This window comes from Tranquillimonas rosea (genome assembly GCF_900111315.1).
In the GTDB taxonomy this organism is placed as follows: Bacteria; Pseudomonadota; Alphaproteobacteria; order Rhodobacterales; family Rhodobacteraceae; genus Tranquillimonas; species Tranquillimonas rosea.
The window spans coordinates 1-24,598 of sequence record NZ_FOGU01000020.1 but is presented as its reverse complement, the minus strand read 5'-3'; the positions used below and the strand labels follow the sequence as shown (position 1 = coordinate 24,598).

The 24,598-nt window shown below is 69.3% G+C and carries 26 protein-coding genes; 13 read left to right on the top strand and 13 right to left on the bottom strand.

What is annotated here, in order from left to right; genetic code table 11:
* The first annotated feature begins 113 nt into the window (after positions 1 to 113).
* From BMZ25_RS19820 to BMZ25_RS19770, 11 genes are read left to right on the top strand one after another with little or no spacing between them, the layout of a single operon-like run.
* A complete protein-coding gene (locus BMZ25_RS19820; protein WP_092696380.1) occupies positions 114 to 797 on the top strand; it encodes a haloacid dehalogenase type II in 684 nt (227 codons plus the stop codon).
* Positions 797 to 1,615 carry an alpha/beta fold hydrolase gene (locus BMZ25_RS19815; RefSeq protein ID WP_092696379.1) on the top strand — a complete coding sequence of 273 codons (819 nt, stop codon included), beginning with the start codon at positions 797 to 799 and terminating at the stop codon, positions 1,613 to 1,615. The genes BMZ25_RS19820 and BMZ25_RS19815 overlap by 1 nt, the downstream gene beginning before the upstream one ends.
* Positions 1,612 to 2,613 carry a threonine ammonia-lyase gene (locus BMZ25_RS19810; protein WP_092696378.1) on the top strand — a complete coding sequence of 334 codons (1,002 nt, stop codon included), beginning with the start codon at positions 1,612 to 1,614 and terminating at the stop codon, positions 2,611 to 2,613. The genes BMZ25_RS19815 and BMZ25_RS19810 overlap by 4 nt, the downstream gene beginning before the upstream one ends.
* A gap of 50 nt (positions 2,614 to 2,663) precedes the next feature.
* Positions 2,664 to 3,830 carry a 4-hydroxybenzoate 3-monooxygenase gene (pobA, locus tag BMZ25_RS19805; RefSeq protein ID WP_092696377.1) on the top strand — a complete coding sequence of 389 codons (1,167 nt, stop codon included), beginning with the start codon at positions 2,664 to 2,666 and terminating at the stop codon, positions 3,828 to 3,830.
* Positions 3,831 to 3,842: 12 nt separating this feature from the next.
* Positions 3,843 to 4,631, top strand: coding sequence for a 3-oxoadipate enol-lactonase (pcaD, locus tag BMZ25_RS19800; protein WP_092696376.1), 789 nt, complete (start codon positions 3,843 to 3,845; stop codon positions 4,629 to 4,631).
* Positions 4,632 to 4,667: 36 nt separating this feature from the next.
* Positions 4,668 to 5,042, top strand: coding sequence for a 4-carboxymuconolactone decarboxylase (gene pcaC / locus BMZ25_RS19795; RefSeq protein WP_092696375.1), 375 nt, complete (start codon positions 4,668 to 4,670; stop codon positions 5,040 to 5,042).
* Positions 5,039 to 5,761 carry a protocatechuate 3,4-dioxygenase subunit beta gene (pcaH, locus tag BMZ25_RS19790; RefSeq protein WP_092696374.1) on the top strand — a complete coding sequence of 241 codons (723 nt, stop codon included), beginning with the start codon at positions 5,039 to 5,041 and terminating at the stop codon, positions 5,759 to 5,761. Before pcaC ends, pcaH begins: the two co-directional genes overlap by 4 nt.
* Positions 5,761 to 6,360 carry a protocatechuate 3,4-dioxygenase subunit alpha gene (gene pcaG / locus BMZ25_RS19785; protein ID WP_092696373.1) on the top strand — a complete coding sequence of 200 codons (600 nt, stop codon included), beginning with the start codon at positions 5,761 to 5,763 and terminating at the stop codon, positions 6,358 to 6,360. Before pcaH ends, pcaG begins: the two co-directional genes overlap by 1 nt.
* 1 nt (position 6,361) lies before the next feature.
* Positions 6,362 to 7,060: an alpha/beta fold hydrolase gene (locus tag BMZ25_RS19780; RefSeq protein WP_092696372.1), complete on the top strand. Its 699-nt coding sequence runs from the start codon at positions 6,362 to 6,364 to the stop codon at positions 7,058 to 7,060.
* The gene (locus tag BMZ25_RS19775; protein ID WP_092696371.1) at positions 7,057 to 7,890 is read left to right on the top strand and encodes a 3-oxoadipate:acetyl-CoA acetyltransferase; all 834 of its coding nucleotides are present in this window, start codon (positions 7,057 to 7,059) and stop codon (positions 7,888 to 7,890) included. The genes BMZ25_RS19780 and BMZ25_RS19775 overlap by 4 nt, the downstream gene beginning before the upstream one ends.
* A gap of 1 nt (position 7,891) precedes the next feature.
* A complete protein-coding gene (locus BMZ25_RS19770) occupies positions 7,892 to 9,220 on the top strand; it encodes a class-II fumarase/aspartase family protein (protein WP_092696370.1) in 1,329 nt (442 codons plus the stop codon).
* 76 nt (positions 9,221 to 9,296) lie between these two features.
* Here the strand turns inward: BMZ25_RS19770 and BMZ25_RS19765 are convergent, their stop codons facing one another.
* The gene (locus BMZ25_RS19765) at positions 9,297 to 9,725 is read right to left on the bottom strand and encodes an OsmC family protein (RefSeq protein WP_092696369.1); all 429 of its coding nucleotides are present in this window, start codon (positions 9,723 to 9,725) and stop codon (positions 9,297 to 9,299) included.
* A gap of 167 nt (positions 9,726 to 9,892) precedes the next feature.
* Positions 9,893 to 10,828 carry an MYG1 family protein gene (locus BMZ25_RS19760; RefSeq protein ID WP_092696368.1) on the bottom strand — a complete coding sequence of 312 codons (936 nt, stop codon included), beginning with the start codon at positions 10,826 to 10,828 and terminating at the stop codon, positions 9,893 to 9,895.
* A 335-nt stretch (positions 10,829 to 11,163) separates the two neighbouring features.
* On the opposite strand from BMZ25_RS19760, the gene katG reads away from it, so the two are divergent.
* A complete protein-coding gene (katG, locus tag BMZ25_RS19755; protein WP_092696367.1) occupies positions 11,164 to 13,470 on the top strand; it encodes a catalase/peroxidase HPI in 2,307 nt (768 codons plus the stop codon).
* Positions 13,471 to 13,733: 263 nt separating this feature from the next.
* Here katG and BMZ25_RS21340 read toward each other — a convergent pair whose 3' ends face one another.
* From BMZ25_RS21340 to BMZ25_RS19745, 3 genes are all read right to left on the bottom strand, one after another.
* Complete coding sequence (locus tag BMZ25_RS21340) at positions 13,734 to 13,868, bottom strand: hypothetical protein (RefSeq protein WP_268874235.1); 135 nt, start codon at positions 13,866 to 13,868, stop codon at positions 13,734 to 13,736.
* A gap of 74 nt (positions 13,869 to 13,942) precedes the next feature.
* A complete protein-coding gene (locus tag BMZ25_RS19750) occupies positions 13,943 to 14,311 on the bottom strand; it encodes a cupin domain-containing protein (RefSeq protein ID WP_092696366.1) in 369 nt (122 codons plus the stop codon).
* A gap of 29 nt (positions 14,312 to 14,340) precedes the next feature.
* Positions 14,341 to 14,742: a group I truncated hemoglobin gene (locus BMZ25_RS19745; protein WP_092696365.1), complete on the bottom strand. Its 402-nt coding sequence runs from the start codon at positions 14,740 to 14,742 to the stop codon at positions 14,341 to 14,343.
* A 198-nt stretch (positions 14,743 to 14,940) separates the two neighbouring features.
* On the opposite strand from BMZ25_RS19745, the gene BMZ25_RS19740 reads away from it, so the two are divergent.
* Complete coding sequence (locus tag BMZ25_RS19740) at positions 14,941 to 15,639, top strand: winged helix-turn-helix transcriptional regulator (RefSeq protein ID WP_092696364.1); 699 nt, start codon at positions 14,941 to 14,943, stop codon at positions 15,637 to 15,639.
* A 58-nt stretch (positions 15,640 to 15,697) separates the two neighbouring features.
* On the opposite strand, the gene BMZ25_RS19735 is transcribed toward BMZ25_RS19740, so the two are convergent.
* The 8 genes from BMZ25_RS19735 to BMZ25_RS19700 all read right to left on the bottom strand — a co-directional run.
* The gene (locus BMZ25_RS19735; protein ID WP_092696363.1) at positions 15,698 to 16,726 is read right to left on the bottom strand and encodes a Gfo/Idh/MocA family protein; all 1,029 of its coding nucleotides are present in this window, start codon (positions 16,724 to 16,726) and stop codon (positions 15,698 to 15,700) included.
* A 12-nt stretch (positions 16,727 to 16,738) separates the two neighbouring features.
* The gene (locus BMZ25_RS19730) at positions 16,739 to 17,926 is read right to left on the bottom strand and encodes a Gfo/Idh/MocA family protein (RefSeq protein ID WP_092696362.1); all 1,188 of its coding nucleotides are present in this window, start codon (positions 17,924 to 17,926) and stop codon (positions 16,739 to 16,741) included.
* Entirely contained in the window at positions 17,923 to 18,861 is a 939-nt protein-coding gene (gene iolE, locus BMZ25_RS19725) for a myo-inosose-2 dehydratase (RefSeq protein WP_092696361.1), read from the bottom strand. The genes BMZ25_RS19730 and iolE (BMZ25_RS19725) overlap by 4 nt, the downstream gene beginning before the upstream one ends.
* 19 nt (positions 18,862 to 18,880) lie before the next feature.
* The gene (iolB, locus tag BMZ25_RS19720; protein WP_092688240.1) at positions 18,881 to 19,687 is read right to left on the bottom strand and encodes a 5-deoxy-glucuronate isomerase; all 807 of its coding nucleotides are present in this window, start codon (positions 19,685 to 19,687) and stop codon (positions 18,881 to 18,883) included.
* On the bottom strand, positions 19,684 to 19,911 hold the full coding sequence (locus tag BMZ25_RS19715; protein ID WP_092689424.1) for a hypothetical protein: 228 nt from the start codon (positions 19,909 to 19,911) through the stop codon (positions 19,684 to 19,686). Before BMZ25_RS19715 ends, iolB begins: the two co-directional genes overlap by 4 nt.
* Positions 19,912 to 19,915: 4 nt before the next feature.
* Positions 19,916 to 20,830, bottom strand: coding sequence for a myo-inosose-2 dehydratase (gene iolE, locus BMZ25_RS19710; protein WP_092688238.1), 915 nt, complete (start codon positions 20,828 to 20,830; stop codon positions 19,916 to 19,918).
* A gap of 28 nt (positions 20,831 to 20,858) precedes the next feature.
* Positions 20,859 to 22,688 carry a 3D-(3,5/4)-trihydroxycyclohexane-1,2-dione acylhydrolase (decyclizing) gene (gene iolD / locus BMZ25_RS19705; RefSeq protein ID WP_092688235.1) on the bottom strand — a complete coding sequence of 610 codons (1,830 nt, stop codon included), beginning with the start codon at positions 22,686 to 22,688 and terminating at the stop codon, positions 20,859 to 20,861.
* 26 nt (positions 22,689 to 22,714) lie between these two features.
* On the bottom strand, positions 22,715 to 24,598 hold a 1,884-nt coding region (locus BMZ25_RS19700), incomplete at its 5' end, for a bifunctional 5-dehydro-2-deoxygluconokinase/5-dehydro-2-deoxyphosphogluconate aldolase (RefSeq protein WP_092689420.1).

Here is a 24,598-nt window from a genome sequence, read left to right as displayed (position 1 = left end):
AGTTCGCGCCCGGAGTCGCGGTTTTTTGTCGAAATGTATACGTCCGGGGGCGTGCTTCCCCCCGGCGGGCGGCTGTGGCAGGGTCCGTTCCGGACCGGCCTGAAGGGATCGCGATGACCGTCACCACCTGCATCTTCGATGCCTATGGCACGCTGTTCGACGTCAGCGCCGCCGCCCGCGCCGCCGCGTCCGAGACCGGCCGTGAGGCGTTCGGGGCGCACTGGCAGGAGGTCGCGCGGACCTGGCGGGACAAGCAGCTGCAATACACCTGGCTGCGCGCCGTCACAGGGCGGCACAAGGATTTCTGGCAGCTCACCCAAGACGGGCTGGATTACGCGCTTGAGTCCGTGGGACTGGACGGTGACGCCGAGCTGCGCGAGCGCCTGCTCGCGCTCTACTGGGAGCTCGAGGCGTTTCCCGAGGTTCCGGAATCCCTGTCCGAGCTTCAGCAAGCGGGCAAGCGCTGCGCGATCCTGTCGAACGGGTCGCCCGAGATGCTGAAGGGCGCCGTCGAAAGCGCCGGCCTGGGCGGGCTGCTGGACGACGTCCTGTCGGTCGAGGCGGTGGGCGTGTTCAAACCCGACGCCCGCGTCTACGACCTTGTCGGGGATCGCTACGGCTGTGCCCGCGACGAGGTGCTCTTCGTGTCCTCGAACGGCTGGGACGTCTGTTCCGCCGCGGCCTACGGTTTCGCGACGGCCTGGGTGAACCGCGCCGCCGCGCCGCTGGACCGGCTGGACGCGGCGCCCGACCATATCCTGCCCGATCTGTCGGGCCTGCCGGAGATCCTGCGCTGATGCCCCGTTTCACCACCTCCGACGACCTGTCGCTGCACTACAGTTCCGAGGGCGACGGCACGCCGATCGTCTGCCTCGCCGGCCTGACGCGGTCGGGCCGCGACTTCGACGACGTGGCGCCGCACCTGGCAGAGTGCCGGCTGATCCGGCTGGACTATCGCGGGCGTGGCCGGTCCGACTGGGCCGAGTCCGAGAGCTATACCATCCCGGTCGAGGCCCGCGATGTGGTCGAGCTGCTGGACCATCTGGGCCTGCCGCGCGCCGCGATCCTGGGCACCTCGCGCGGGGGGCTCGTGGCGATGCAGCTGGCCGCGACGGCAAAGGACCGGCTGACGGGCGTGGCGCTGAACGACGTCGGCCCCGAGATCGCGCCAGAGGGACTGCAGGCGATCGAGGCCTATATCGGTCGCAACCCGCCCTTCTCGACCCTCGACGGCGCGGCGCGGGCGATGGCCGACCGGCTGCCGGGCTTTGACGGCGTGCCCCTGAAGAGGTGGCGCGACGCGGCCGAGCGGCAGTTCCGCGAGACGCCGGAGGGGCTGGTCATCAACTACGATCCCGGGCTGCGGAAGGCGTTCCTGGATGCGGGCGCGCAGCCCGCCGCCGACATGTGGCCGCTGTTCGACGCGTTCGACGGGCTGCCGCTCGCGCTGATCCGGGGCGAGAACTCGAACATCATTTCGCCGGAGACGGCCGCGCAGATGAGACACAGGAGACCCGACATGGATTATGCCGAAGTGCCCAACCGGGGGCACGTGCCCTTTCTCGACGAACCGCAGGCGCTGGCCGCGCTGCGATCGTGGGTGGCCAGACTGTGAGCGCGCTTGCCGTCACCGCCGACGACATCGCCGCCGCCGCCGTCCGCCTGAACGGCCATGTCCGCCGCACACCGGTGCTGCGCAGCGACGCGATCGACGCCATTGCCGGGCGCCGGGTGCTGGTCAAGGCCGAGTGTCTGCAGATCACCGGCAGCTTCAAGGCGCGGGGCGGGTGGTCGGCCATCTCGTCGCTGTCGCCCGAGGCGCGGGCGAAGGGCGTGATCGCCTACAGCTCGGGCAACCATGCGCAGGGCGTCGCCCGCGCGGCCCGCGACCTGGGCGCCCCGGCGGTGATCGTCATGCCGGCCGACGCGCCCGCGGCGAAGATCGCCGGCACCCGCGCGCTGGGGGCCGAGGTAGTGCATTACGACCGCGCCACCGAAAGCCGCGAAGACATCGGCGCGGCACTGGCTGCCGAACGCGGACTGACTCTGGTCAAGCCCTACGACGACCCGCTGGTCATCGCCGGACAGGGCACCGTCGGGCTGGACCTCGCGGAACAGCTCGAGGTCGACAGGGCCGACGTGCTGGTCTGCTGCGGCGGGGGCGGCCTGACCTCGGGCATCGCGCTGGCGCTGGAGCGGCTCGACGGGCTGCGCGTGCGCCCGGTGGAGCCGGAGGGCTTCGACGACGTGACGCGGTCCCTGGCCGATGGGGTGATCCGGTCGAACGAGCGGATCAGCGGCGGCCTGTGCGACGCGATCATCACGCCGCAGCCGGGCGAGCTGACCTTCCCGATCATGCACGCGCTCTGCGGTCCCGGCGTGGTGGTGACCGAGGACGAGGCACTTCGGGCGATGGCGCTGGCCTTTGCCCATCTCAAGATCGTGCTCGAACCGGGCGGCGCCGTGTCGCTCGCCGCGGCGCTGTTCCACGGCGATGCGCTGGAGGGCGACACGGTCGTCACGGTCGTCTCGGGCGGCAACGTGGATCCGGCGACCTTCGCCCGTGCGCTCGAGACGCTGCCACCGCCCGATCCCGTTGGCGGCACGCGGTAATTGACAGGGCCAACTATCTCCCGCACGCTCATTTGCGGGAGGACCATGTCATGCGCAAGCAGGTCTGCATCATCGGTGGCGGCCCCGCCGGGCTGCTGCTGAGCCAGTTGTTGCACCGTGCCGGGATCGACAGCGTCATCCTGGAACGCCGGTCCCGCGACCATGTCCTGAGCCGCATCCGCGCCGGCGTCCTTGAACGCGGCACGATGCGGATGCTGGACGAGGCCGGCGTCGGCGCGCGGATGCACCGCGAGGGCTATGTCCATACCGGCACCTACCTGTCGTTGCAGAACCGCGGCTTCCGCATCGACTTCGACCGGCTCGTGGGCAGCTCGGTAATGGTCTACGGCCAGACCGAGGTGACCCACGATCTCTACGACGCGCGGGACGCGATGGGCGGCGACATCGTCGACGAGGCCGCCGACGTGACCCCGCACGACATCGAGACCGACCGCCCCTATGTCACCTACGTCAAGGACGGGACCGAGCACCGCGTCGACTGCGACTGGATCGCGGGATGTGACGGCTCGCACGGGGTCAGCCGCCGGTCGATCCCAGGGCACGCGCTGCGCACCTTCGAGCGGGTCTATCCCTTCGGCTGGCTCGGCGTGCTGTCCGAGACGCCACCGGTCAGCCACGAGCTGATCTACGCCAACCATTCCCGCGGCTTCGCCCTGTGCTCGATGCGGAACGAGAATCTCAGCCGCTACTACATCCAGGCGCCGGCGGACGACGATGCCGCCAACTGGAGCGACGACGCCTTCTGGGACGAGCTCAGGCGCCGTATCCCCGAGGATGCCGCCGACCGGCTGGTGACCGGCCCCTCGATCGAGAAATCGCTCGCGCCGTTGCGGTCCTTCGTGGCCGAGCCGATGAAATGGGGGCGGCTGTTCCTCGTCGGCGACGCGGCCCATATCGTGCCGCCGACCGGCGCGAAGGGATTGAACCTTGCCGTCTCGGACGTGCACTATCTCTACCATGCGCTGGTGCGGCACTATGACGGAGACGACGAGGGCGTCGCGACCTACTCGGAGACCGCGTTGCACCGCGTGTGGAAGGCGATCCGCTTTTCGTGGTGGTTCACCACCACGATGCACCGCTTCCCGGACCAGTCGAACTTCGACCAGCGCATCCAGGAGACCGAGCTGGAGGTTCTCGAGGAGTCCGAGACTCTCCAGCGGCATCTGGCCGAGAATTACGTCGGCCTGCCCTACTGACGGAGGCACCCCATGAAGATCGCTGATCTCGGCGATATCCACGTCCATTACCGCATCGACGGAGATCCCGAAGGCCATCCTGTCGTCTTCGCGAACTCTCTCGGAACCGACCTGCGGCTGTGGGACGCCGTCGTGGCGCTGATGCCGCCGGGGGTGAAGCTGGTGCGCTACGACAAGCGCGGGCACGGACTGACCGACTGCCCCAAGGGCCCCTATTCCATGGGCACGCTGATCGGCGATGCCGAGCGGCTGATGGACCATCTCGAACTGAAGGACGCAGTCTTCGTCGGCCTGTCCATCGGCGGAATGATCGCGCAGGGGCTGGCGATGAAACGCATGGACCTCGTCCGCGCGATGGTGATGTCGAACACAGCCGCCAAGATCGGCACACCCGACGCATGGGACCAGCGCATCGCCACGGTGCGCGAGCAGGGCATCGAGCCGCTGGCCGACGGCGTGATGGAAAAGTGGTTCACCCAGTCCTACCGCGAGACGACGGCCTTCCACGGCTGGCGCAACATGCTGATCCACCAGCCGCCCGAAGGCTATGCCGGCTGCTGCGCCGCGATCTCGCACAGCGACTTCATGGCCTCGACCGCACAGCTGACGCTGCCCACCCTCGCCATCGCCGGCAGCGAGGACGGCTCGACCCCGCCGGACCTCGTGCGCGAGACCGCCGACCTCGTGCAGGGCAGCCGGTTCGAGCTGATCCGCGGCGCGGGGCACCTGCCCTGCGTCGAGAAGCCGGTGGATTATGCCGGGCTGCTGACCGGGTTCCTGCACGAGGTGGGCCATGCGTGACAGCCGACCGACCGAGGGCCGGTGCGGGGCGCGGGCATGAGCGCGCGCCACGATGCCGGGATGAAGGTGCGCCGCGCGACGCTGGGCGATGCCCATGTCGACCGCGCGCAGGCCAACGTCACCCCGTTCGACGCACCGTTCCAGACGATGATCACCGAGGCCGCCTGGGGCAGCGTCTGGGCGTCCGACGGGATCTCGCCCCGCGAGCGGTCGATGCTGACGCTGGCGCTGCTCGCCGGGCTCGGCAACTGGGAGGAGTTCGAGATGCATCTGCGCGCCACGAAGAACACCGGCGCCAGTGCCTCGGATGTCCGCGAGGCGCTGATGCACGTGGCGATCTACGCGGGCGTGCCGCGGGCGAACCACGCCATCAAGCTCGCCAAGGCGTATTTCTCGGAGGAGGATGAATGACCGACCCGCTGATCCCGCGCGACCGCTCCGCGCATCCCGATGCCTACGATCCGGGCTACAAGACCTCGGTCGTGCGCGCACCGACCATGCCGCTGCTGTCGCTCGACAGCGGGCCCACCGAAGAGACCGGCCCGGTCTTTGGCCACGACCTGCTGGGGCCGCTGGACCATGACCTGACGCAGAACTTCACCCAGGGCGCGGGACTGGCCATGGGCGAGCGAATCCTCGTGCATGGCCGTGTGCTGGACGAGAACGCCCGGCCTGTGCCGCACGCGCTGGTCGAGGTCTGGCAGGCCAATGCCGGCGGCCGCTATCGGCACGTGAAGGACGGGTATACTGCCCCGCTCGACCCGAATTTCGGCGGCGCGGGGCGCTGCATGACCGATGCGCAGGGCTATTACGAGTTCTTCACCGTCAAGCCCGGCGCCTATCCCTGGCCGAACCGGGGAAACGACTGGCGGCCGGCGCATATCCATTTCTCGCTCTTCGGCCATGCCTTCGCGCAGCGGCTGATCACGCAGATGTACTTCGAGGGCGACCCGCTGATCCCGCTCTGCCCGATCGCGGCCACGGTCAAGGACCGCAGCCAGTTGGACCGGCTGGTGGCGCCGCTCGACATGGCGATGTCCAAGCCGATGGACTTTCTCGCCTACAAGTTCGACATCGTGCTGCGCGGCACGCGGCAGACCATGTTCGAGAACAAGCCGGAGGGGGCGTGATGGTGCAGAAACTGGAACGGCTGCGCGAGACGGCGTCACAGACGGGCGGTCCTTATGTCCATATCGGCTGCCTGCCGAGCTTTACCGGCATCACCTCGATCTTTCCCGAGGACCTGGGCCGCTCGCCCATCGCCGAGGGCGCGCGGGGCGAGATCGTGACGATCACCGGCTCGGTCTATGACGGCACCGGATGGGCGCTGCGCGACGCGATGCTGGAAAGCTGGCAACCCGACGCCTCCGGCATCTTTCCCGGCCACGAGGGCGCCGACCCCGCGGTGAGCGGGTTCTGCCGCTTTGCCGCCGACAAGGACAGCGGCGAGTTCACCCTGCGCACAGTCAAGCCCGGCGCGGTGCGGGCCCGCGACGGCACGCTGCAGGCGCCGCATGTCGCGTTGTGGATCACGGCGCGCGGCATCAATGTCGGGCTGCAGACGCGGATCTACTTCTCGGACGAGGACAACAGCGCCGACCCGCTGCTGGCCCGGATCGAACAGGGTCCACGCAAGCAGACGCTCATCGCCGAGGCCACGGGCGACGGCTCCTACCGCTTCGACATCGTGTTGCAGGGTCCGGGCGAGACCGTCTTCCTGGACATGTGACATGGCCCGGATCCTGTTGATCCACGGCTCGTGCCACGGCGCCTGGTGCTGGCACGCGGTGCTGTCGCATCTGCGCGACGCGGGGCACGAGGCGCGGGCGATCGACCTGCCGGGCTGCGGCGACGACCCCACGCCGCCCGGCGCGGTGCGGCTGGAGGACAACGTCGCCGCCATCGCGGCCGCCGCCGAGGGACCGTGCGTTCTGGTCGGCCATTCGCTCGGCGGCATCTCGATCACCGCGGCGGCCGAAGCGATGCCGGAGCGGTTCGCGCGGCTGATCTACGTCGCCGCATGGGTGCCGGAGGACGGCCAGTCGGCCCGCGACCTGCGGGACGCCGCCGGCGCCGAGGCGCTGCTGGAGGCCACGCGCGTGGCGCCCGACCGGGGTAGCAGCTGGTTCGACGATGCGGCACTGGCAGACCTCTTCTACCACGACTGTCCCGACGGCACACTCGAGCTGGCCCGTGCCCGCCTGACGCCGCAGCCGATGGCGATCAACACCACCCCGGGGCGCGTGTCCGACGCGGGCCGGCGCGTGCCGCGGGCCTACATCCGCTGCGAAACCGACCGCGCGATTCCGCCGGCCTATCAGCGGGCCGCCAGCGCGGGCCTTCCGACGCGAGAGCTGGCCTGCGGCCATTCGCCCTTTTTCGCCTGCCCCGAGCGGCTGGCGCATCACCTGACGGAGCTAGCCACATGAGCGATCCCTGCATCATCTGCGTCGCGATCACCGGGTCCGTGGCCCGGAAAGAGAACAACCCCGCCGTGCCGATCACGGTCTCGGAACAGATCGAGTCCACCCATGCCGCGTTCGAGGCCGGCGCGGCGATCGCCCATTGCCACGTGCGCAACGACGACGAGACGCCGACAAGCGATCCCGACCGGTTCGCCGCGCTCAAGGAGGGGCTGGAAAAGCACTGCCCCGGCATGATCGTCCAGCTCTCGACCGGGGGGCGGTCCGGCGCGGGCAAGGCACGCGGCGGCATGCTGCCGCTCCGGCCTGACATGGCATCGTTGTCGGTGGGGTCGAACAACTTTCCCACCCGCGTCTACGAGAACCCGCCGGATCTCGTGGACTGGCTGGCCGAAGAGATGCGCACCCATGACATCAAGCCCGAGATCGAGGCCTTCGACCTGAGCCACATCGTGCAGGCCGCGAAGATGGCCGACGACGGCCGGCTCAAGACGCCGCTCTATGTGCAGTTCGTGATGGGCGTGAAGAACGCGATGCCGGCGGACGAGCGGATCTTCGACTTCTACATCGAGACGCTGGACCGCTTCGCCCCCGACGCGCAATGGTGCGGCGCGGGGATCGGGCCGAACCAGCTGACCGTCAACGAGTGGTGCATCGCCAAGGGCGGCCACACACGCACCGGAATGGAAGACAATGTCCGGCTCGATCGGGATACGCTGGCACCGTCGAACGCCGCGCTGGTGCAGCGGGCGGCCGAGCTGTGCGAAAAGCACGGGCGCCCCGTCGCCACATGGCGTCAGGCGCGGCAGATCCTCGGCCTGCGGGACGTGGCCTGACATGACCGCGAGCGCCTTCGATTCCGCAATCTACCGCGACCTTCTGGGCGACGCCGAGACCGCGCGCCTGTTCTCGGACGGCGCGGTGATCCGCGCGATGCTGCTGGTGGAAGGCGCGCTTGCAAAGGCGCAGGGGGCGGCGGGCCTGATCCCCGAGACCGCCGCAGCCGCGATCCACCGCGCCGCGCTGGAGGTCTCGATCGACCCCGCCGCGCTGTCGGAGGAGACCGGGCGGAACGGCGTCGTCGTGCCCGCACTCGTAAGCGCGTTCCGGGCCGAGATTGGGGCGCCCGAGCACGCGCAGTACGTGCATTGGGGCGCCACCAGCCAGGACATCATGGACACCGCCCTGATCCTGCGCCTGCGGCAGGTGCTGACCCTGTGGGAAGAGCGTCTGCGCCGCACGATCCGCGCGCTCGGCACGCTCGCCGAAACCCATGCCGACCTGCCGATGGCGGGCCGGACCTATGGCCAGGCGGCCAGCCCGGTCAGCTTTGGCCAGGTCTGCGCCCAGTGGGGCACGCCCCTGCTGCGCCATCTGGACCGGCTGGACGAGCTGCGCCCACGCCTGCTGCGGATCTCTCTCTCGGGCGCGGCGGGCACGCTCTCGGCGATGGGCGAGCACGGGCCGGAGATCCGCGCCGAGCTTGCGCGGGGGCTGGACCTGGGCGACCCTGTCGGCTCGTGGCACGCGACGCGCGACACGGTGGCGGAACTGGCCGGCTGGGCGACGCTGGTGAGCGGAAGTCTCGCCAAGATGGGCGAGGACCTGACGCTGATGGTTCAGTCCGGCATCGCCGAGGTGCGGCTGCCATCCACGGGCGGATCCTCGACCATGCCGCAAAAGCAGAACCCAGTGGCGCCGTCCGTGCTGGTGGCGCTGAACGCCCACGTCTCGGCCCAGAACGCCGCGCTGCAGGGCGCGGTGCTGCATCGCCAGCAACGGGACGGCGCCGCGTGGTTCACCGAGTGGATGGCACTTCCGCCGCTCGCCGCCGCGACGGGCCGGGCGCTGGCCGTGGGCGCAGAACTGTCGGCCGGGCTCGTGCCGAACGCGGATGCGATGGCCGGCAACCTCGACGACGGGCTTGGCCTGATCCACGCCGAGGCCCTGTCCTTCACGCTGGCCCGCGACATGCCCCGCCCCGAGGCGCAGAACGTGGTCAAGGCGCTCTGCCAGGAGGCGATGCGCACCGGCACCCCCCTGCCCGACCTTCTTGCCCGCGACCGTCCGGGTCGTGACTGGCACAAGATCGCAACGGGCGCCGCGCAACTGGGCACCGCCCCGGACGAGGCGCGCGCCTTCGCCGCCGCCGCCCGCACCGCCTGACAAAAAAAGGGGCGCGACCCAATCGGACCGCGCCCCTCTACCTGCAACCGGTGCCGCGCCGGCACCGGCGGGCGGATCACGACATCAGCTTGGCCGTCAGCGTGATCTCGACCGAGGCGAGCGCCTTGGAGACCGGGCAGCCCTTCTTGGCGCCTTCGGCGATCTCCTGGAACTTCGACTCGTCGATGTTCGGAACCTTCGCCTCGCATTCGAGGTGGATCGAGGTGATCGCGAAACCGCCCTCGACCTGGTCGAGCTGCACCGATGCCTCGGTGGCGACGCTGTCCGGCGTGAAACCGGCCGACGCGAGCTCGTTGCTGAACGCCATCGAGAAGCAGCCTGCATGTGCCCCGGCGATCAGCTCTTCGGGGTTGGTGCCCGTGCCGTCCTCGAAGCGGGTCTTGAACGAGAACTGCGTGTCCTTGAGCGTGCCCGACGGCGTGCTGATCGAGCCCTTGCCCGACGGCAGATCACCATTCCAAACGGCGGAACCCGTGCGCTTCATCTCGTGTCTCCTCTCTCTTGTGTCGGACCGGTCGGGCCGCGTGGTGCGGCCGATCCGGGCCACGACCTATAATGGACGCATCTGCAATCAATTCCGCAGCCGTCGGTTCCCGGCCACATTGTCGGCGGTCCCCGCAAGGTCGCTTGCGGACCTCGGGGGCGTCAGCGCTAATGCGCGGACATCTCCTGACCCGCCTCCGCGACCGCCAGCTCGGCCAACTTCAGGACGGCGTCACGCGTACGCGCCACGGCGATGAACCGGGCATTGTGGCAGAACGCGGCGCCCTCGACGCCCGACGCCTCTTCCAGCGCGGCGTCTGTGAGGCCGGCCCAGGCTGCGGGCAGGTCGGCGCGGGCCTCGAACGTGTCGCTGCCCTTGCGGATCGTGGTCAGCGCCCAGTCGTTGTCCCTCGGGTGGATGACGAACAGCATGTGGTCGGCGCCCGCGCTTTCCACCGCCGCGCGGAAGGGCATCCCCGAGGGCAGTTCGAGCACGCGCGAGGCGCCCGCCGCCGAGATCGCCTCTAGCACCATCGCCTCGGCCCGGCGCTTGGCGGCCCGGCCGCGGATCGCGGCCTCGACGAAGGTGCCGGCGACGGCGAGCGCCTCGGCAAACGCGCGGTCCTCGGCGTCGGCGCCCCGGACGTCGAACGCGGGCTTGAGCGATTCCAGCAGCGCCGGGAGCGTCAGGCCCGAGAACGGCCCCGCCGCGGACGGCTCGATCGCGCCGTTGTCGGCCAGGTCGATCGGCAACACGAAGCCCTCGTCGAAACCGGCGTGCAGATGGTCGATGTCCTGTTCCGGCACATCCAGCGCGCGCAGGTAGGCATGGCCGAAATGCTTCCAGATCAGGCCGAACGAGCTGTAGGGCTGCCCGCTCTCGCGCAGTGGGTTGGGCCGCTGGTGGTGATCGAAGATCCCGGCCTCGGCATCGTAGGCGCGGCCGACATCGTAGATGATCCTGCCCTCGCCCGGCGTGATCCACGCGGCATCGCGCGACCGCACCACCGTCGCCTCGGGATAGAGACGGGTGAGGATCACGGACGACAGAAGCTCGTCGGCGTGGAAGCCGCCGGAATGGGTGACGAGATGCGTGATGGTCATGGCCCGCCTTTGGCAGTGAGAGAGTGCGTGGCACGCTCCGGTGGCGCGTCCGGATCGCAGCTGTTGAGAGGTCGGGCCTAGATCGCACCGCGACATGCGCCGCGTCAACGCCCGAACGGCCTCCTGGGACTATCGAGGGGATCATGACGCAAGGCGTGCCACCCGCGACACGTTGACGGACCCACCCCGATGACGGCCCGGTGGGGGTCGTCAGCGCGACGGGGCAGTCTACCCTTTTTGCCAGGCCCGGCGCACCGTGTCGGGTCGCGAACGGAAAAGCTGCCGAGGCCCGCACGGGTCCGCCGCTTCGCGCAAAGAACAGGAGGGCGCTTCTCATGAAAGACCATGCCGCGACGCAAGGGGCCTGCCCGTTTCGGGGAACCCGCATGGGCGGGGCGCTGGGGTCCGAGCCGCAACTCGACCATTGGTGGCCGAACCGGCTGAAGGTCGAGCTGCTGCACCAGGACCCGCCGCAATCGAACCCGCTGGGCAAGGACTTCGATTATGCCGAGGCGATCGAGAGCCTCGACTACGAGGCACTGAAGGCCGACATCCGCAGCTTCCTGCACACCTCGGTCGATTGGTGGCCGTCCGACTATGACCATTACGGCCCGCAGATGAACCGGATGACCTGGCACTCGGCCGGGACGTACCGGATCGCCGACGGCCGTGGTGGCGCGTCCGAAGGGATGCAGCGCTTTGCGCCGATCAACTCGTGGTGGGACAACGGCAACACCGACAAGTCCCGGCGGCTTCTGCTTCCGATCAAGCTGAAATACGGCTCCAAGGTGTCGTGGGCGGACCTGATGATGCTGGCCGGCACCGTCGCGCTTGAGGACATGGGCCTGCCGATCCAGGGTTTTGCCTTCGGCCGCGAAGACGCCTGGGAGGCCGACCGCGCGACCTACTGGGGCCCCGAGGGCTGGAACGGCGAACGGGTCGAGGACGCCCCCGCCGGTCCGCGCGAGGGCAAGCCGAACCAGATGGTCACGCGCACGCTCCGTTGGGAGGGCGACGTCAAGGACGACCACTACGACCTCGAGAACCCGCTCGCCGCCTCGCATCAGGCGCTGATCTACGTCGATCCCGAGGGCCCCAACGGCAACGGCGATCCGATGGACGCCGCCCGCGACATCCGCGAGACGTTTTCGCGCATGGCGATGAACGACGAGGAAACCGTCGCGCTCGTCGCCGGCGGCCATGCCTTCGGCAAATCCCACGGCGCGGTTCCCGCCGAAGAGGTCGGCCCGGCCCCGGAAGCCGCGCCGATGAAGGCGATGGGCATGGGCTGGCAGAACAAGCACGGCAACGGCTTTGCCGAGCACACCATGACCAACGGGATCGAAGGGTCCTGGACCCCCAACCCGACGCGCTGGGACAACGACTATCTCACGAACCTCTTCAAGTTCGAATGGGAGCAGACCACCAGCCCCGCCGGATCGATCCAGTGGAAGCCCAAGGATCCGGACGCGCCCAGGACACCGGACGCGCACATCCCCGGCCAGATGAACGAGCTGATGATGATGACCTCGGACCTCGCGTTCAAGGTCGACCCCGAATACCGCAAGGTCTGCGAGAAGTTCCTCGAAGATTTCGACTACTTCACCGAGGCGTTCTCGAAGGCGTGGCACAAGCTCATCCACCGCGACCTGGGCCCGACCTCGCGCTGGCTCGGCCCCGACCAGGGCGACTGGTTCATCTGGCAGGATCCGACGCCCGAGGTGGATCACCCGCTCGTATCCGAGGCGCAGATCGCCGATCTGAAGGATCGTGTCCTGGGCCTCGGGCTGCCCGTGCGCGAGCTGATCGCGACGGCCTGGGCCGCGGCCTCGACCTATCGCGACAGCGACAAGCGCGGCGGGGCGAACGGCGGCCGGCTGCGCATCGATCCCCAGCGCGGCTGGGAGGTCAACGCGCCTGAGCAGCTGGGCCGCGTGCTGTCCAGGCTGGAGACGCTGAAGGCCGAGTTCGACGGTGCGGGCGAGACGAAGATCTCGATGGCCGACCTGATCGTTCTGGCCGGGTGCGCCGGTGTCGAGAAGGCGGCCAGGGGCGGCGGCCACGACGTGACGGTTCCCTTCGTGCCCGGCCGCACGGACGCCTCGCCGGAATGGACCGACGAGGAGAGCTTCGAGTGGCTGAAGCCCGTGGTCGACGGCTTCCGCAACTATCGCAACGACGCGGTCGGCTACCACGTCGCCGCCGAACACCTGTTCCTCGACAAGGCCGCGCTGCTGAAGCTGACGGCACCCGAATGGACAGTCCTGACCGGCGGTCTGCGCGTACTTGACCAGAACTACGACGGGTCCGACTGGGGCGTCTTCACCGAGCGCAAGGGCACCCTGTCAAACGACTTCTTCAAGGTGCTGGTGTCGATGGATTACGAGTGGCGGCCCCACGGAGAGGACGAACGGACCTTCGACCTCGTCGAGCGCGCCTCGGGTCAGACGAAATGGAAGGCCACGCGCTGCGATCTCGTCTTCGGCTCGAACACCGAACTGCGCCAGGTGGCCGAGTTCTATGCCGGCGCCGACGGCGAGGCCGCGCTGGTCCGCGACTTCGTGAACGCCTGGCACAAGGTGATGATGCTCGACCGGTTCGACGCCAAGGAGGCCCGGAAGGCCGCCGTCACCTACTGCTGAGGCGCGGGCGATGCCGGCGGACCCCACCGCCCGTCGCCTGCAGCAACCGCTCGATCCGCCGCCTCGCGGGGCGGCGGATCATCCTTGGGGTAGAGAGGCGACACGGAAAATATCCGTCACCTACAGTGCTGTCACGTTGGGATGTCATCCGACCGCGCGGTCCCGACGACCGAACGCAGCGCGCTGACACGGTTTTCCGCAAACCCATCCGTCCAGGCGTCTGAGACCTCCCTCGGGCCTCACCGAGGCGCCGGAGATGACCACTACTGGTCCTGCTGTTCCGCCGCATCCTCGTCCCCACCGCTCTCGGCGTCCTGACCGGTGCCGCTCGAAAGCAGGAGGATGATGACGAGCGCAAGAGCGGCAACGATCGCGGCGATTATCATGTTCTTGGACATGGATACTCCATTTTCCGCCCTGGTAAGTCTGCTTGCCGGTTGAAGAGTACCACATCCGACGCCCGATGGGGAAACTACGGTCCTGTCACCGACGGTGCCTCGAAGAGCACCATCTCGACGCGTACGTCCCCGTCGACATGGGCGTCATGGCCGGGCGGTATCTCGAAGAAGTCGCCCTGTCGGATCGTCGTCGCCTGCCCGGTCTCGACCATACGCACCACGAGCGTACCCGCGATGCAGTAGCCGGTGTGGTGTATCGGACAGGTGTCGGGGGATCCGAGGAGCGGTTTCTCGTCCCGCTCCCAGGTCCAGCCCGGCTCGAAGGTGGCATACATGCCGGTCGATCCGTTGGCGGTGCGGACGATGTCGATGCCGCCCCGTTCCTTCATGTCGAGCGCCTCGTCAGGTGTCTCGAAGCGCCTGGTCTCGATTTCGCTGGTCATGGACTTGTCTCCGATTGATGAACGCGTGCTCAGACTCCGACGATGTCCGGGCGGAGACCTTCGAGGATGTCGCGAACGTCAGCCCGGGTGGTCTCGCCGTGCCCGCGGGTGGCGAGCGTCGCGAGGACGTCCTCGGTCGCCGCGGTGTATTCCGCGTCCGAGATCTCCATGCCGCGATGCGCCTCGGCCATGCTGCGGCCGCGGTAGACGTCCGGTCCGCCGCTGCCTTCGGAGAAGAAGGCGCAGGTGTGCCGCTTGATCTCGGCCACGCGCTCGGGCTGATCCAGGTAGGGAAGGAAGCGCGCCTTGATGACCGGGTTTCTCAGGTGCGCCTCGACGATTCCGTCGACCAGCGACCGAATCCCGGCCGCGCCGCCGAGCCGTTCGTAGAGTGTGACCATCGAGAGTTGATCGGCTGTCAGTGTCGTCATGTTGCTGAACTCCCGTTGTGTTGCACCCTCTGCGGGGAGCCTGTCAGCGCCGACTCCGCAGGGCGCAGGACCAGCCTTCCAGAGGCGGCGCGCCGCCCGCCAGTTCACGGACTGAACCCCGCCCGTACACTTTCTGAACTGGCCCGGTTCGCAAGGGCCGTGGCAGACTGCCGGGCACCCGTAAGAAGGGAGATTTCGATGACGAATGAGAGCTATGGCCAATTCTGCCCGGTCGCGATGGCCGCCGAGACTTTGTGCACGCGCTGGACCATCGTCCTTTTGCGCGAGCTTGTCGCTGGTTCGACGCGCTTCAACGAACTGCGCCGCGGCGTCCCACGCATGTCGCCGGCGCTGCTGTCGAAACGGCTGCGCGACCTAGAGGCGAAGGGGATCGTGGAGCGCAGGACCTTGCGCGAGACGCCCGAGATCGCCGCCTACCGTCTGACGCAGGCCGGCCGCGACCTTCAGCCGGTGATCGAGGCCATCGGCCTGTGGGGCCAGAAATGGGTCGAGACCGAGCCGTCTCTCGAGAACCTCGATCCCGAACTGCTGATGTGGGACATGCGGCGCAACCTCGATACCGAGCCGGTCCCCAACCGCCAGACCGTGATCGAGTTCATCTATCCCGAGCTTCCGCCCGGACAGCGCCGCTGGTGGCTGATCGTCGAACCGGACCGGAGCGTCGATCTGTGCCACGTGGATCCGGGGTTCGACGTGGACCTCTACGTTCACACCGACCTGCGCACGATGACCGAGATCTGGATGGGGCTCTGTTCCGTGGCCCGTGCCGTCGAGAGGGACTCGCTGTCGATGATCGGGAACAGCGGCCTGGCAAGCACCATGCAGACCTGGCTGGGCCTGAGCCCGTTCGCCGCGCAGGAAAAACTGGCCGTCTGACCATCGCATGTGCCCCGGCTGCACGGCGTGACCGGTGCTGGCCGGACCGCCCCTTGCGCTAGCGGAACGAGATCCCGGTCGCGCCACGCACGAGGTCCAGGGTCTTCATCGTGTCGAGCGTCGCGCCGAGTGGCCGGCAGGGTGTCTCGGTCCGCCCCTCGCCGATGCACCGCGCGACCTCGGCCGCCTCGAAGCACAGGCCCTCGAAATGGCGTCCGGCGGGCTCGTCCCATGTCAGGCAGGCCGATCCATCCGCAGAGATTAGTTGGAACGGGCCTGGAAGATTGAACTCGGTTCCGAAGCGGAGCGTCGCCCTGGTGCCGACCACGGCCGCATTCGTCGGCGTCAGGCCATAGAGCGTCGTCGACATGGTCCCCTGGTTGCCTGCCGCATCCGCCATGATGACGGAAAGCTGCCCATGCACGCCGGAGTCGTCCTGCTGCGCCAGGCCGACCACGCGGTCGGGCACGCCCATCAGCTTCGTCAGGAACGAAACCGGGTATGTCCCCAGGTCCAGCAGCGGCCCTCCGGCCAGCGCGGGATCGAAGATCCGGTGATCGCGGGTGAAGAACTCGCCGTAATCCGTGTGGACCGACTTGATGTCGCCAAGCGTGCCGGCGTCCAGGATCTGCTGGATCACGTCGAACTTCGGCAGAAAGTAGGTCCAGAGGGCCTCCGCGAAGAACACGCCCCTGTCCCGCGCGAGCGCCACCATTTCGGCGGCCTCCGCATGATCGAGCCCCATCGGCTTTTCGACAAGGACGTGACGACCGGCCTCTAGCGCGAGCCGCACATGCGAGAGGTGCATGTTGTGAGGCGTGGCGACGTAGATGACATCCAGGCTGTCGTCCGAGACCAGCCCTTCGTAACTGCCATGCGCCGTCGGGAGTCCCCACGCCGCCGCGAAGGCGTCCGCTTTCGCCTGCGTCCGCGAGCCGACCGCCGCGATGACCTGCCCCGTATGCGCGCGGGCGGATTCGATGAACCGCTCGGCGATCCAGCCACCGCCGAGGATGCCCCAGCGCAGGGCCGGCGCCTCCATCGGGTCGGGCGTTCGGGGGGCGGGTAGCGTCGTCAGAAACGTCATGTCACCTTCCCTTCAGGCTGCGATCGTCGTCGGACGGCGCACCGTTTCCCAGGCCCCGGACGACAGCGACCGGTCCATCGCGTCGATGACCCGCGCGTTCTCGAGTCCAAAGGCGAAGTCGGGAAAGCACCCCGAGCCGCAGACACCCTCGATCAGGTCATGCACCTCGATGACCTTGACGTCGAAGTATCCAAGCCCGCCGCCCCCGAAATCGAAGCCGAAGAAGCCAGCGAACTGCGGAACCTGGCTGCCGGCGAGCAGCGTCTTGAACCCGCGGTCCTCCTTGCGGTCCCCGAAGCGGGACACCTTCAGCTCGTTGAACCGCTCGCCATCCATCAGGATCGTGCCCTCGGTTCCCGACACCTCCCAGTAGAGCCCGAAGACTTTCCCGGCCGAGACGCGGCTGGCCTCGATCGTGCCGCCGGCCCCGCTCGAAAACCGGACGAGGGACTGGATCTGGTCCTCGTTCTCGACCTCGCGCCGCGGCGCGTCGGCCCCGGCCTTCGCCCCGTATCCCATGCCGCCGGACGCGACGGGCCGCGTGGGGAAATAGGTCTGTTGCTGCGCGATCGTGGCGTCGACGTCGCCCATGAGGTACTGCCCGACGGACAGGACGTGGCTACCCAGGTCGCTCAGCGCCCCTGTCCCCGCCTCCTTCCGCGTGCAGCGCCACGAGAACGGCAGTTCGGGATCATTGAAGAACCCCTGGTCGAACCAGCCGCGGAACCGCATCGGCGTGCCAATCTCTCCGCGGTCGATGATCTGCCGGGCCAGCATCGCCGCCGGTGTCTTGACGTTGTTGAAGGCGACCATCGTCTTCACGCCTGCCGCGCGCGCCGCAGCCGCCATCTCCTCGGCCTCTTCCAACGTCACCGAGAGCGGCTTTTCGCAATAGACATGCTTCCCCGCAGCGATCGCGGCGAGCGCCATCTCGTGATGCAGGGCGTTGGGCGAGGTGATGTCAACGATGTCCACCTCCGGATGCTCGACCAGGCGGCGCCAGTCGCCCGTCGCATGCGCGAAGCCGAACCGCGAGGCGGCGGCGCGCGCCATCTCTTCGGTCGCATCGGCGATCATGAACAGGTGGGGCCGTGCCGGAAGGTCGGGATAGAGCATCGCCGCCCTCTGGAACGCGTCGGCATGGGCCTGCCCCATGAAACCCGAGCCGATCAGGCCGATATTGAGGTGCCGCTTGGTCATGTCTTCCTCCCGTCGTGGTGGATGTCGGCGAACGTGCGCAGGACGTGGCTCCGCGCCCGGGTCACCGCGGGGCGCGGCGGTGCCATGACCGGGTCCTGTTCGGCCTCGACCACGAGCCAGCCGCGATAGCTGTCCGCGACGAAGCGGGCGAGCGGCGCGAAGTCGAGCGCACCGTCCCCCGGGACTGTGAACATCCCCGCACGCACCCCCTGGTTGAAACTCGCATCCTCGGCCCGGACCCGCGCCATGACATCGGCTCGGACATCCTTGAGGTGGATATGCACGATCCGGTCTCCGAAGCGGTCGATCAGACGGGCATAGTCGAAGCCGCCCCCCGCCGCGTGGCCGGTGTCTAGCAGAAGGCCCAGACCGGGGCCGCCCGCATCCATCAGCCGCGCGGTTTCCTCGAACGTCTCCGCCACCATCATCAGGTGGTGATGGTAGGCGAGCCGGAGACCGAACGCGTCGTGAAGCCGGGCGCCGAACGCGCTCAAGCGGGCGGCATAGGACGGAATGGCCTCGGCCGGCATCCGGCGGCGGCGGGACATGGGCGCATCGAGCGATGCCATCATCGCCGTCTCGCCATAGACCATCACCTCCGCGCCGAGGTCACGAAGCAGCGCGGCATGGTCCGCCACCGTCCGCCACTCCGCTTCGACGCCGCCCTCCGCGAGGCTGCCCGAATACCAGCCCGACACGAGGGCGAGCCCGCGGTCGTCCAGCATCGGGCCCAGCGTCGTCGCCTCCCGCGGAAACTTCCGACCCAGTTCGACGCCCTGATAGCCGGCCGCCGCGGCGTCGCCCAGGCAGGTCGCCACCGGAATGTCGCCGCCGAGATCCTCGAGGACATCGTTGGTCCAGCTCAGCGGGTTCACCCCGAGCCGCACGCCCGCGGGCAGCGTGAGCTCCGCGTGGCTGGCTGTCTGTGTCCGCATCACGGTCTCCCCTTCGGTATCATCCGTCGCGTTCCAGGATCCATTCGACTTCCGGTGCGGGGAGGAAGCGCCATTTTCGCAGGGGTCCGGCCATGACGTTGAGGTAGTACATCTCGAAGCCGTGGGGGGCGCCGCAGGGGTGGTGGCCGCGGGGGACGCAGACCACGTCGCCGTCCTGCACCGCCATCGTCTCGTCGAGGGAGCCGTCGTCGGTATAGACCCGCTGCACGCCGAAGCCCGAGGCCGGGTTCAGGCGGTGGTAATAGGTTTCCTCCAGGTAGGTGACGCGGGGAAAGTCGTCCTCGTCGTGGCGGTGGCTGGGGAACGACGACCAGTGGCCCGCCGGGGTGAACACCTCGGTCACCAGCAGCGCGTCGCAGTAATCCTCGGCCTCCATCGCGATGTTGTTGATGTGGCGGGTGTTGGTGCCGGTGCCCCGCTCGGTCAGCGCGATCCCCTCGGGGCCGATGCGCCGGGCGGCATGGCCGCCGCGGCCGGGGGCCGAGCAGACCGCGACGACGCAGTCGGTCTCGGCCGTGGCCTGCCACGCGCTGCCGTCCGGCAGGTAGAGGCAATGCGGCGGCGTCTTCTCGAACACGTCCATCCGGTCGCCGAGCACGCCCCAGTCCCGGCCCGCGCCGGTGATCGCGGCCTTGCCCTCGACCATCACCAGGACGACCTCGCGGTCGCCGGTCGCGGCGCCGGCGCTCTCGCCCGCCCGGAGCCGGTGCAGCGCGAAGCCGACATAGCGCCAGCCCGCGCTCTCGGGCGTGATCCGGTGGACCTCGCCATGGGTGCCGAAGGGTCTGTGCAGCAGATGGCTCATGTCTCGCCGTCCTTGTCGTGGTCGTCGGGTGTGTCGGTGGTGTCGGGGCCGGGCGTGTAGGTGACGAAGAGCGCCCAGGTCACCCAGGCCGCCAGCGCCAGGAACAACAGCGCCCAGCCGGCATTGCCGGCCGAGAGCTCGACCAGCCCCCAGCCGGCGGTCACCGCCAGCAGCACGATCCGCACCCAGAGCGGGCGGAACCACGGATGGGTGGTGTCGAACATGCGCTCACGCCCCCCCGGCCGCGGCGGCATCGAGCCCGGTCTCGGCCGCCATGCGCCTGAGCACCGCGAGGCCCATGGACTGGTAGCGCACCGGGTCGCGCACCGCGCTGTCCTGTTCGGCCTCGATCACGAGCCAGCCGGAATAGCCGCCCTCGGCCGCCGCGCGCAGCACCGGCTCGAAGGCCACGGCGCCCTCGGGATCGCCCGGCACCGTGAAGGCGCCGCGCCGCACCCCCTCGAGGAAGGACAACCCGCCCGCGCGCACCTCGGCGGCGATGTCGGCGCGGACGTTCTTGGCATGGATGTGGCTCACCCGACCGATGTACTCCCGCGCCAGCGCCGCCGGGTCGGCGCCGCCGAACCAGGCATGCCCGGTGTCGAGCAGCAGCCGGGTATGGGGGCCCGCCATCTCCATGAAGCGGCGGATGTCGGCCTCGCTCTCGACGATGGTGCCCATGTGGTGATGATAGCCCATCGCCATGCCCTCCTCGTGGGCCACCCGGCTCAGTTCCTCGTAGCCGGCCGAGAAGCGGTCCCACTCGGCCCCGGTCATCACCGGGCGGTCGTTCACCGGCACCCCGTCCGAGCCGTGCACCGTGTTCGAGCATTCGCAGGCATTGATGTGGTCGCCCCCCGCCGCCCGGGTGAACGCGATCCATTCGCGCAGGGCCGCGACCTCGTCCGCGATGTCCCGGACGAGCAGGTTGGTCGAGAACCAGCCCGCGGCGAACCGCAGGCCGTGGCGCTCCAGCGCCGCCTTCAGTGCGGCGCCGTCATCGGGCATCTTGTGGCCCTTCTCGATCCCCTCGAAGCCGATCCGCGCGGCGTCCGAGAGGCATGTCTCGAGGCTGATGTGATCGCCGATCGACCAGTCGTCGTCGTTCGACCAGGCGATGGGGTTCGTGCCGTACAGGATCATTCCGGTCCTCCCTGCCGTCCGGCGCGCGTCAATCGTGGACGCGCTGCTGCGCGGCGTTTGCGTCGTAGCGCTCGCGCGCCTCTTCCAGGCGCGCCGGGCCGCCGGTCCGGGGCACCGCGACATCCCACCAGGCGCCGCCGGCGCCGGTGCCGGGACCGGCATCGGTGTCGATCACGATGACCGAGGGGACATCGCGCCCGCGGGCCTCGACGATCCTCGCCTCGAGATCGGCGATCCCCGCCGCCTTCACCGCATGAGCCCCCATCGACGCGGCATGGGCGACGAAGTCGATCCGCGGCCACACGTCGCTGTCCTTGTACAGGTTGTTGAACTCGGCCCCGCCGCAGCCGATCTGCAGCCGGTTGATGCAGCCGTAGCCGGCGTTGTCGGTCAGAACCACGGTGAACGGCACGCGCCGCGCCGCCGCCGTGGCCAGCTCGGAGTTCGCCATCATGTAGCTGCCGTCGCCGACGAAGCAGATCACCTCCTTCTCGGGCGCGGCGAGCTTGATCCCCATCGCCCCGGCGACCTCGTAGCCCATGCAGGAATAGCCGTATTCCATGTGGTAGCCGCCCGGCGCCGCCTGCCACAGGACCTGCAGCGCCCCCGGCATCGTACCGGCCGCGCACATCGCCACGGTGTTCTCCCGCGCGACCCGCTGCACCGCGCCGATCACCTGCGCGTCGGTGGGCAGATTGTCCGGGCCGTCGTTTTCGGGCAGGGCGGTGACGGTCGCGACCGCCGCGTGCCAGTCGGTCCGCGCCTTCGGATCGTGCGCCTCGAACCGCGTGTCATCCAGCAGACCGGTCAGCCGCTCCAGCGCCACCCGCGCGTCGGACACCAGCGGCGTGGCCATGTGCTTGGCCGCGTCGTGGGGATGCAGGTTGATCGACACCAGCCGCCTCTCGGGGTTGCGGAAGGCCGTCCAGCTCGCGGTGGTGAAGTCCTGGAACCGCGTGCCCACCCCGATCACCAGGTCCGCCGCGGCGCAGAGATCGTTGCCGCAGGCCGACCCCGTCACCCCGGGCGAGCCGAAGTTCAGCGGATGCGCCGCCGCCAGCGCGCCCTTGCCCGCCTGGGTCTCGACCACCGGCACGTTCAGCGCCTCGGCGAAGGCCGCCAGCGCGTCCTCGGCGCCGGAATAGAGCACTCCGCCGCCCGACACGATCACCGGCGTCTCGGCGGACCGGATGAGATCCGCCACCTCCGCGACCTCGCGCGGGTCGGGTTCGGGCCGGCGGATGCGCCAGACCCGCGGCTCGAAGAAGTCCGCCGGATAGTCGAACGCCTCGGCCTGCACGTCCTGGCAGAAGGCCAGGCAGACCGGCCCGCAATTCTGCGGATCGGTCATCACCTGCAGCGCCCGCGGCAGGCAGGTCATCAGGTGCTCGGGCCGGCTGATCCGGTCGAAGTAGCGGCTCACCGGCCGGAACGCGTCGTTCGCGCTGACCGTGCCGTCCTCGAAGTCCTCGATCTGCTGCAGCACCGGGTCGGGCCGCCGGTTGGCGAAGACGTCGCCCGCGATCAGCAGCACCGGCAGGCGGTTCACATGCGCCAGCGCGCAGGCCGTCACCATGTTCGTCGCCCCCGGCCCGATCGACGAGGTCACCGCCATCGCCTTGCGCCGCTTCTGCGTCTTGGCATAGGCGATCGCGGCATGGGCCATGGTCTGCTCGTTCTGGCCGCGCCAGGTGGGAAGCGCGTTGCCCATCCCCTGCAGCGCCTCGCCGATCCCGGCCACGTTGCCGTGCCCGAAGATCGCCCAGACGCCCTCGATGAAGCGCTCGCCGTCTTCCGTCATCTGCGCCGCCAGCCAGCGCGTCATCGCCTGCGCCGCGGTCAGCCGGATCGTCGTCATCGCCCGGTCTCCTTCCCTGTCGTCCCTCATGCCGCGTCCCGCTCGGCCGCGGCGCGCGCCGCGTCCCAGATCCCGCAGAGCCGCGCGTAATTGTCCCGCATCCGCGCCACCGCCGCCTCGTCGCCGATCCGGCCCGCGAACCAGTCCCGCGCCGCCGCCCCGAAGATCGTCCGCCCCACGGCAAAGCCCTTCACCAGCGGGAACCGCGCCGCGCGGGCAAAGCGCGCCGCCAGTGCCTCTTCCGCCGCGTCGAGCCCCAGCACCACGATCCCGCGCGTGTGCCGGTCGTGCCGCTCGATCGCCGCCACCGCCGCCGCCCAGGCGGCATCGCTGTCGAACGGCTCGAGCTTCCACCAGTCGGGATGCACACCCCAGCCATAGACCCGCTCGATGATCCGCGCCGTGGTCTCCGTGTCGACCGGGCCCACCGTCGAGGGGATCACCTCGAGCAGGAATTCCAGACCGTTGCGGCGCGCGGCGTGGAACAGCCGCGTCACCGTCGCCTCCTGGTCCGCCCACATCCCGGCATCGTCGTCGGGATGGCAGAAGCACAGGCACTTCACCACCTGGTCGCGCGGCCAGTTCCGCAGCCCGCCCAGGTCCGGCCCCGTCTCGGGCTCGAGCCGCAGCGGCCGCGACCCCGGCCATTCCACCGGCCGCCCGGTCCACAGGCCGGTGCCCGCGGCGCGGAACAGCGCCTCCTGCCCCAGCCGCCCGTCGCACAGGATGCCGTGGCCGCCCTGCCCCCGCGCGACCGCCTGCGCCGCCTCCAGGCACAGCTCCTTGAACCGCCCGATCCGCGCAGGATCCGCGCCCTCCATCTCTTCGAGCTGCGCCCGGTGGTCGAAGGCGAAGACCCGCATCGTCGACCAGTCGCCGTGCCGGTTGGTCGCCCAGTGGACCTGCTCCAGTTCGGCGTCGTTGCGCAGGTCGGGGCGCACGATGCCGCGGTCGAAGAAGAATTGCAGCTCTTCCCAGCTGGGATAGGCCGGCGTGCAGCCATGCCGGCTGACCGCCAGCGCGCCGCAGGCATTGGCGTATTTGAGCGTCACCGGCCAGGCCTCCCCGTCGAGCCAGCCCTTCAGCAGACCCGACATGAACCCGTCGCCCGCGCCGAGCACGTTGAACACCTCGATCGCGAAGCCCGGCCCCGACTGCCCCTCGTCGAGGCTCTCGGGGATCGCGCCCTCGAACGCCACCGCCCCCATCGGCCCCCGCTTGCAGACCAGCGTCGCCGCCGACACCGCACGCACCGCCCGCAGCGCCTCCAGCGTGTCGGTCGAGCCGCCGGCAATGTGGAACTCCTCCTCGGTGCCCACGATCAGGTCGAAATGGGGCAGCACCTCCTGCAGCGCCCGCGTCACCTCGGCGGATTCCACGAACCGGCTCTCGCCCTCCCCGTGGCCCGCCACGCCCCACAGGTTCGGGCGGTAGTCGATGTCGAGCGCGGTCCGCCCGCCCTGCGCCTTCGCCAGCTCCAGCGCCTTGAGCACCGCCGCGCGGGGCGTCGGGTGGCTCAGATGCGTCCCCGTCGCCACCACCGCCCGCGCCGCGCCGACAAAGGCCGGGTCGATGTCGTCGGCGCACAGCGCCATGTCCGCGCAGTTCTCGCGGTAGAAGATCAGCGGGAACCGCTCGCGGTCGCGGATGCCCAGGATCACCAGCGCCGTCAGACGCTCGGGGTCGGTCCGCACCCCCTCCACCGACACCCCGTGACGCTCCAGCTCCTCGCGGAGAAACCCACCCATGTGCTCGTCGCCAACCCGGCTGATCAGACCCGACCGCAGCCCGAGCCGCGCCGTCCCGCACGCCATGTTCGTCGGGGACCCGCCAATATACTTGTCGAACGACCCCATGTCCTCAAGACGACCCCCAACCTGGCTGCCGTAAAGATCAACCCCAGAACGGCC

Excerpts from the sequence above, each read along its gene's own strand:
- BMZ25_RS19820 (WP_092696380.1), top strand. The coding sequence starts at position 114 with ATGACCGTCACCACCTGCATCTTCGATGCCTATGGCACGCTGTTCGAC.
- BMZ25_RS19815 (WP_092696379.1), top strand. The coding sequence starts at position 797 with ATGCCCCGTTTCACCACCTCCGACGACCTGTCGCTGCACTACAGTTCC.
- pobA (WP_092696377.1), top strand. The coding sequence starts at position 2,664 with ATGCGCAAGCAGGTCTGCATCATCGGTGGCGGCCCCGCCGGGCTGCTG.
- pcaD (WP_092696376.1), top strand. The coding sequence starts at position 3,843 with ATGAAGATCGCTGATCTCGGCGATATCCACGTCCATTACCGCATCGAC.
- pcaC (WP_092696375.1), top strand. The coding sequence starts at position 4,668 with ATGAGCGCGCGCCACGATGCCGGGATGAAGGTGCGCCGCGCGACGCTG.
- pcaH (WP_092696374.1), top strand. The coding sequence starts at position 5,039 with ATGACCGACCCGCTGATCCCGCGCGACCGCTCCGCGCATCCCGATGCC.
- pcaG (WP_092696373.1), top strand. The coding sequence starts at position 5,761 with ATGGTGCAGAAACTGGAACGGCTGCGCGAGACGGCGTCACAGACGGGC.
- BMZ25_RS19780 (WP_092696372.1), top strand. The coding sequence starts at position 6,362 with ATGGCCCGGATCCTGTTGATCCACGGCTCGTGCCACGGCGCCTGGTGC.
- BMZ25_RS19775 (WP_092696371.1), top strand. The coding sequence starts at position 7,057 with ATGAGCGATCCCTGCATCATCTGCGTCGCGATCACCGGGTCCGTGGCC.
- BMZ25_RS19770 (WP_092696370.1), top strand. The coding sequence starts at position 7,892 with ATGACCGCGAGCGCCTTCGATTCCGCAATCTACCGCGACCTTCTGGGC.
- BMZ25_RS19765 (WP_092696369.1), bottom strand. The coding sequence starts at position 9,725 with ATGAAGCGCACGGGTTCCGCCGTTTGGAATGGTGATCTGCCGTCGGGC.
- BMZ25_RS19760 (WP_092696368.1), bottom strand. The coding sequence starts at position 10,828 with ATGACCATCACGCATCTCGTCACCCATTCCGGCGGCTTCCACGCCGAC.
- katG (WP_092696367.1), top strand. The coding sequence starts at position 11,164 with ATGAAAGACCATGCCGCGACGCAAGGGGCCTGCCCGTTTCGGGGAACC.
- BMZ25_RS21340 (WP_268874235.1), bottom strand. The coding sequence starts at position 13,868 with ATGTCCAAGAACATGATAATCGCCGCGATCGTTGCCGCTCTTGCGCTC.
- BMZ25_RS19750 (WP_092696366.1), bottom strand. The coding sequence starts at position 14,311 with ATGACCAGCGAAATCGAGACCAGGCGCTTCGAGACACCTGACGAGGCG.
- BMZ25_RS19745 (WP_092696365.1), bottom strand. The coding sequence starts at position 14,742 with ATGACGACACTGACAGCCGATCAACTCTCGATGGTCACACTCTACGAA.
- BMZ25_RS19740 (WP_092696364.1), top strand. The coding sequence starts at position 14,941 with ATGACGAATGAGAGCTATGGCCAATTCTGCCCGGTCGCGATGGCCGCC.
- BMZ25_RS19735 (WP_092696363.1), bottom strand. The coding sequence starts at position 16,726 with ATGACGTTTCTGACGACGCTACCCGCCCCCCGAACGCCCGACCCGATG.
- BMZ25_RS19730 (WP_092696362.1), bottom strand. The coding sequence starts at position 17,926 with ATGACCAAGCGGCACCTCAATATCGGCCTGATCGGCTCGGGTTTCATG.
- iolE (WP_092696361.1), bottom strand. The coding sequence starts at position 18,861 with ATGCGGACACAGACAGCCAGCCACGCGGAGCTCACGCTGCCCGCGGGC.
- iolB (WP_092688240.1), bottom strand. The coding sequence starts at position 19,687 with ATGAGCCATCTGCTGCACAGACCCTTCGGCACCCATGGCGAGGTCCAC.
- BMZ25_RS19715 (WP_092689424.1), bottom strand. The coding sequence starts at position 19,911 with ATGTTCGACACCACCCATCCGTGGTTCCGCCCGCTCTGGGTGCGGATC.
- iolE (WP_092688238.1), bottom strand. The coding sequence starts at position 20,830 with ATGATCCTGTACGGCACGAACCCCATCGCCTGGTCGAACGACGACGAC.
- iolD (WP_092688235.1), bottom strand. The coding sequence starts at position 22,688 with ATGACGACGATCCGGCTGACCGCGGCGCAGGCGATGACGCGCTGGCTG.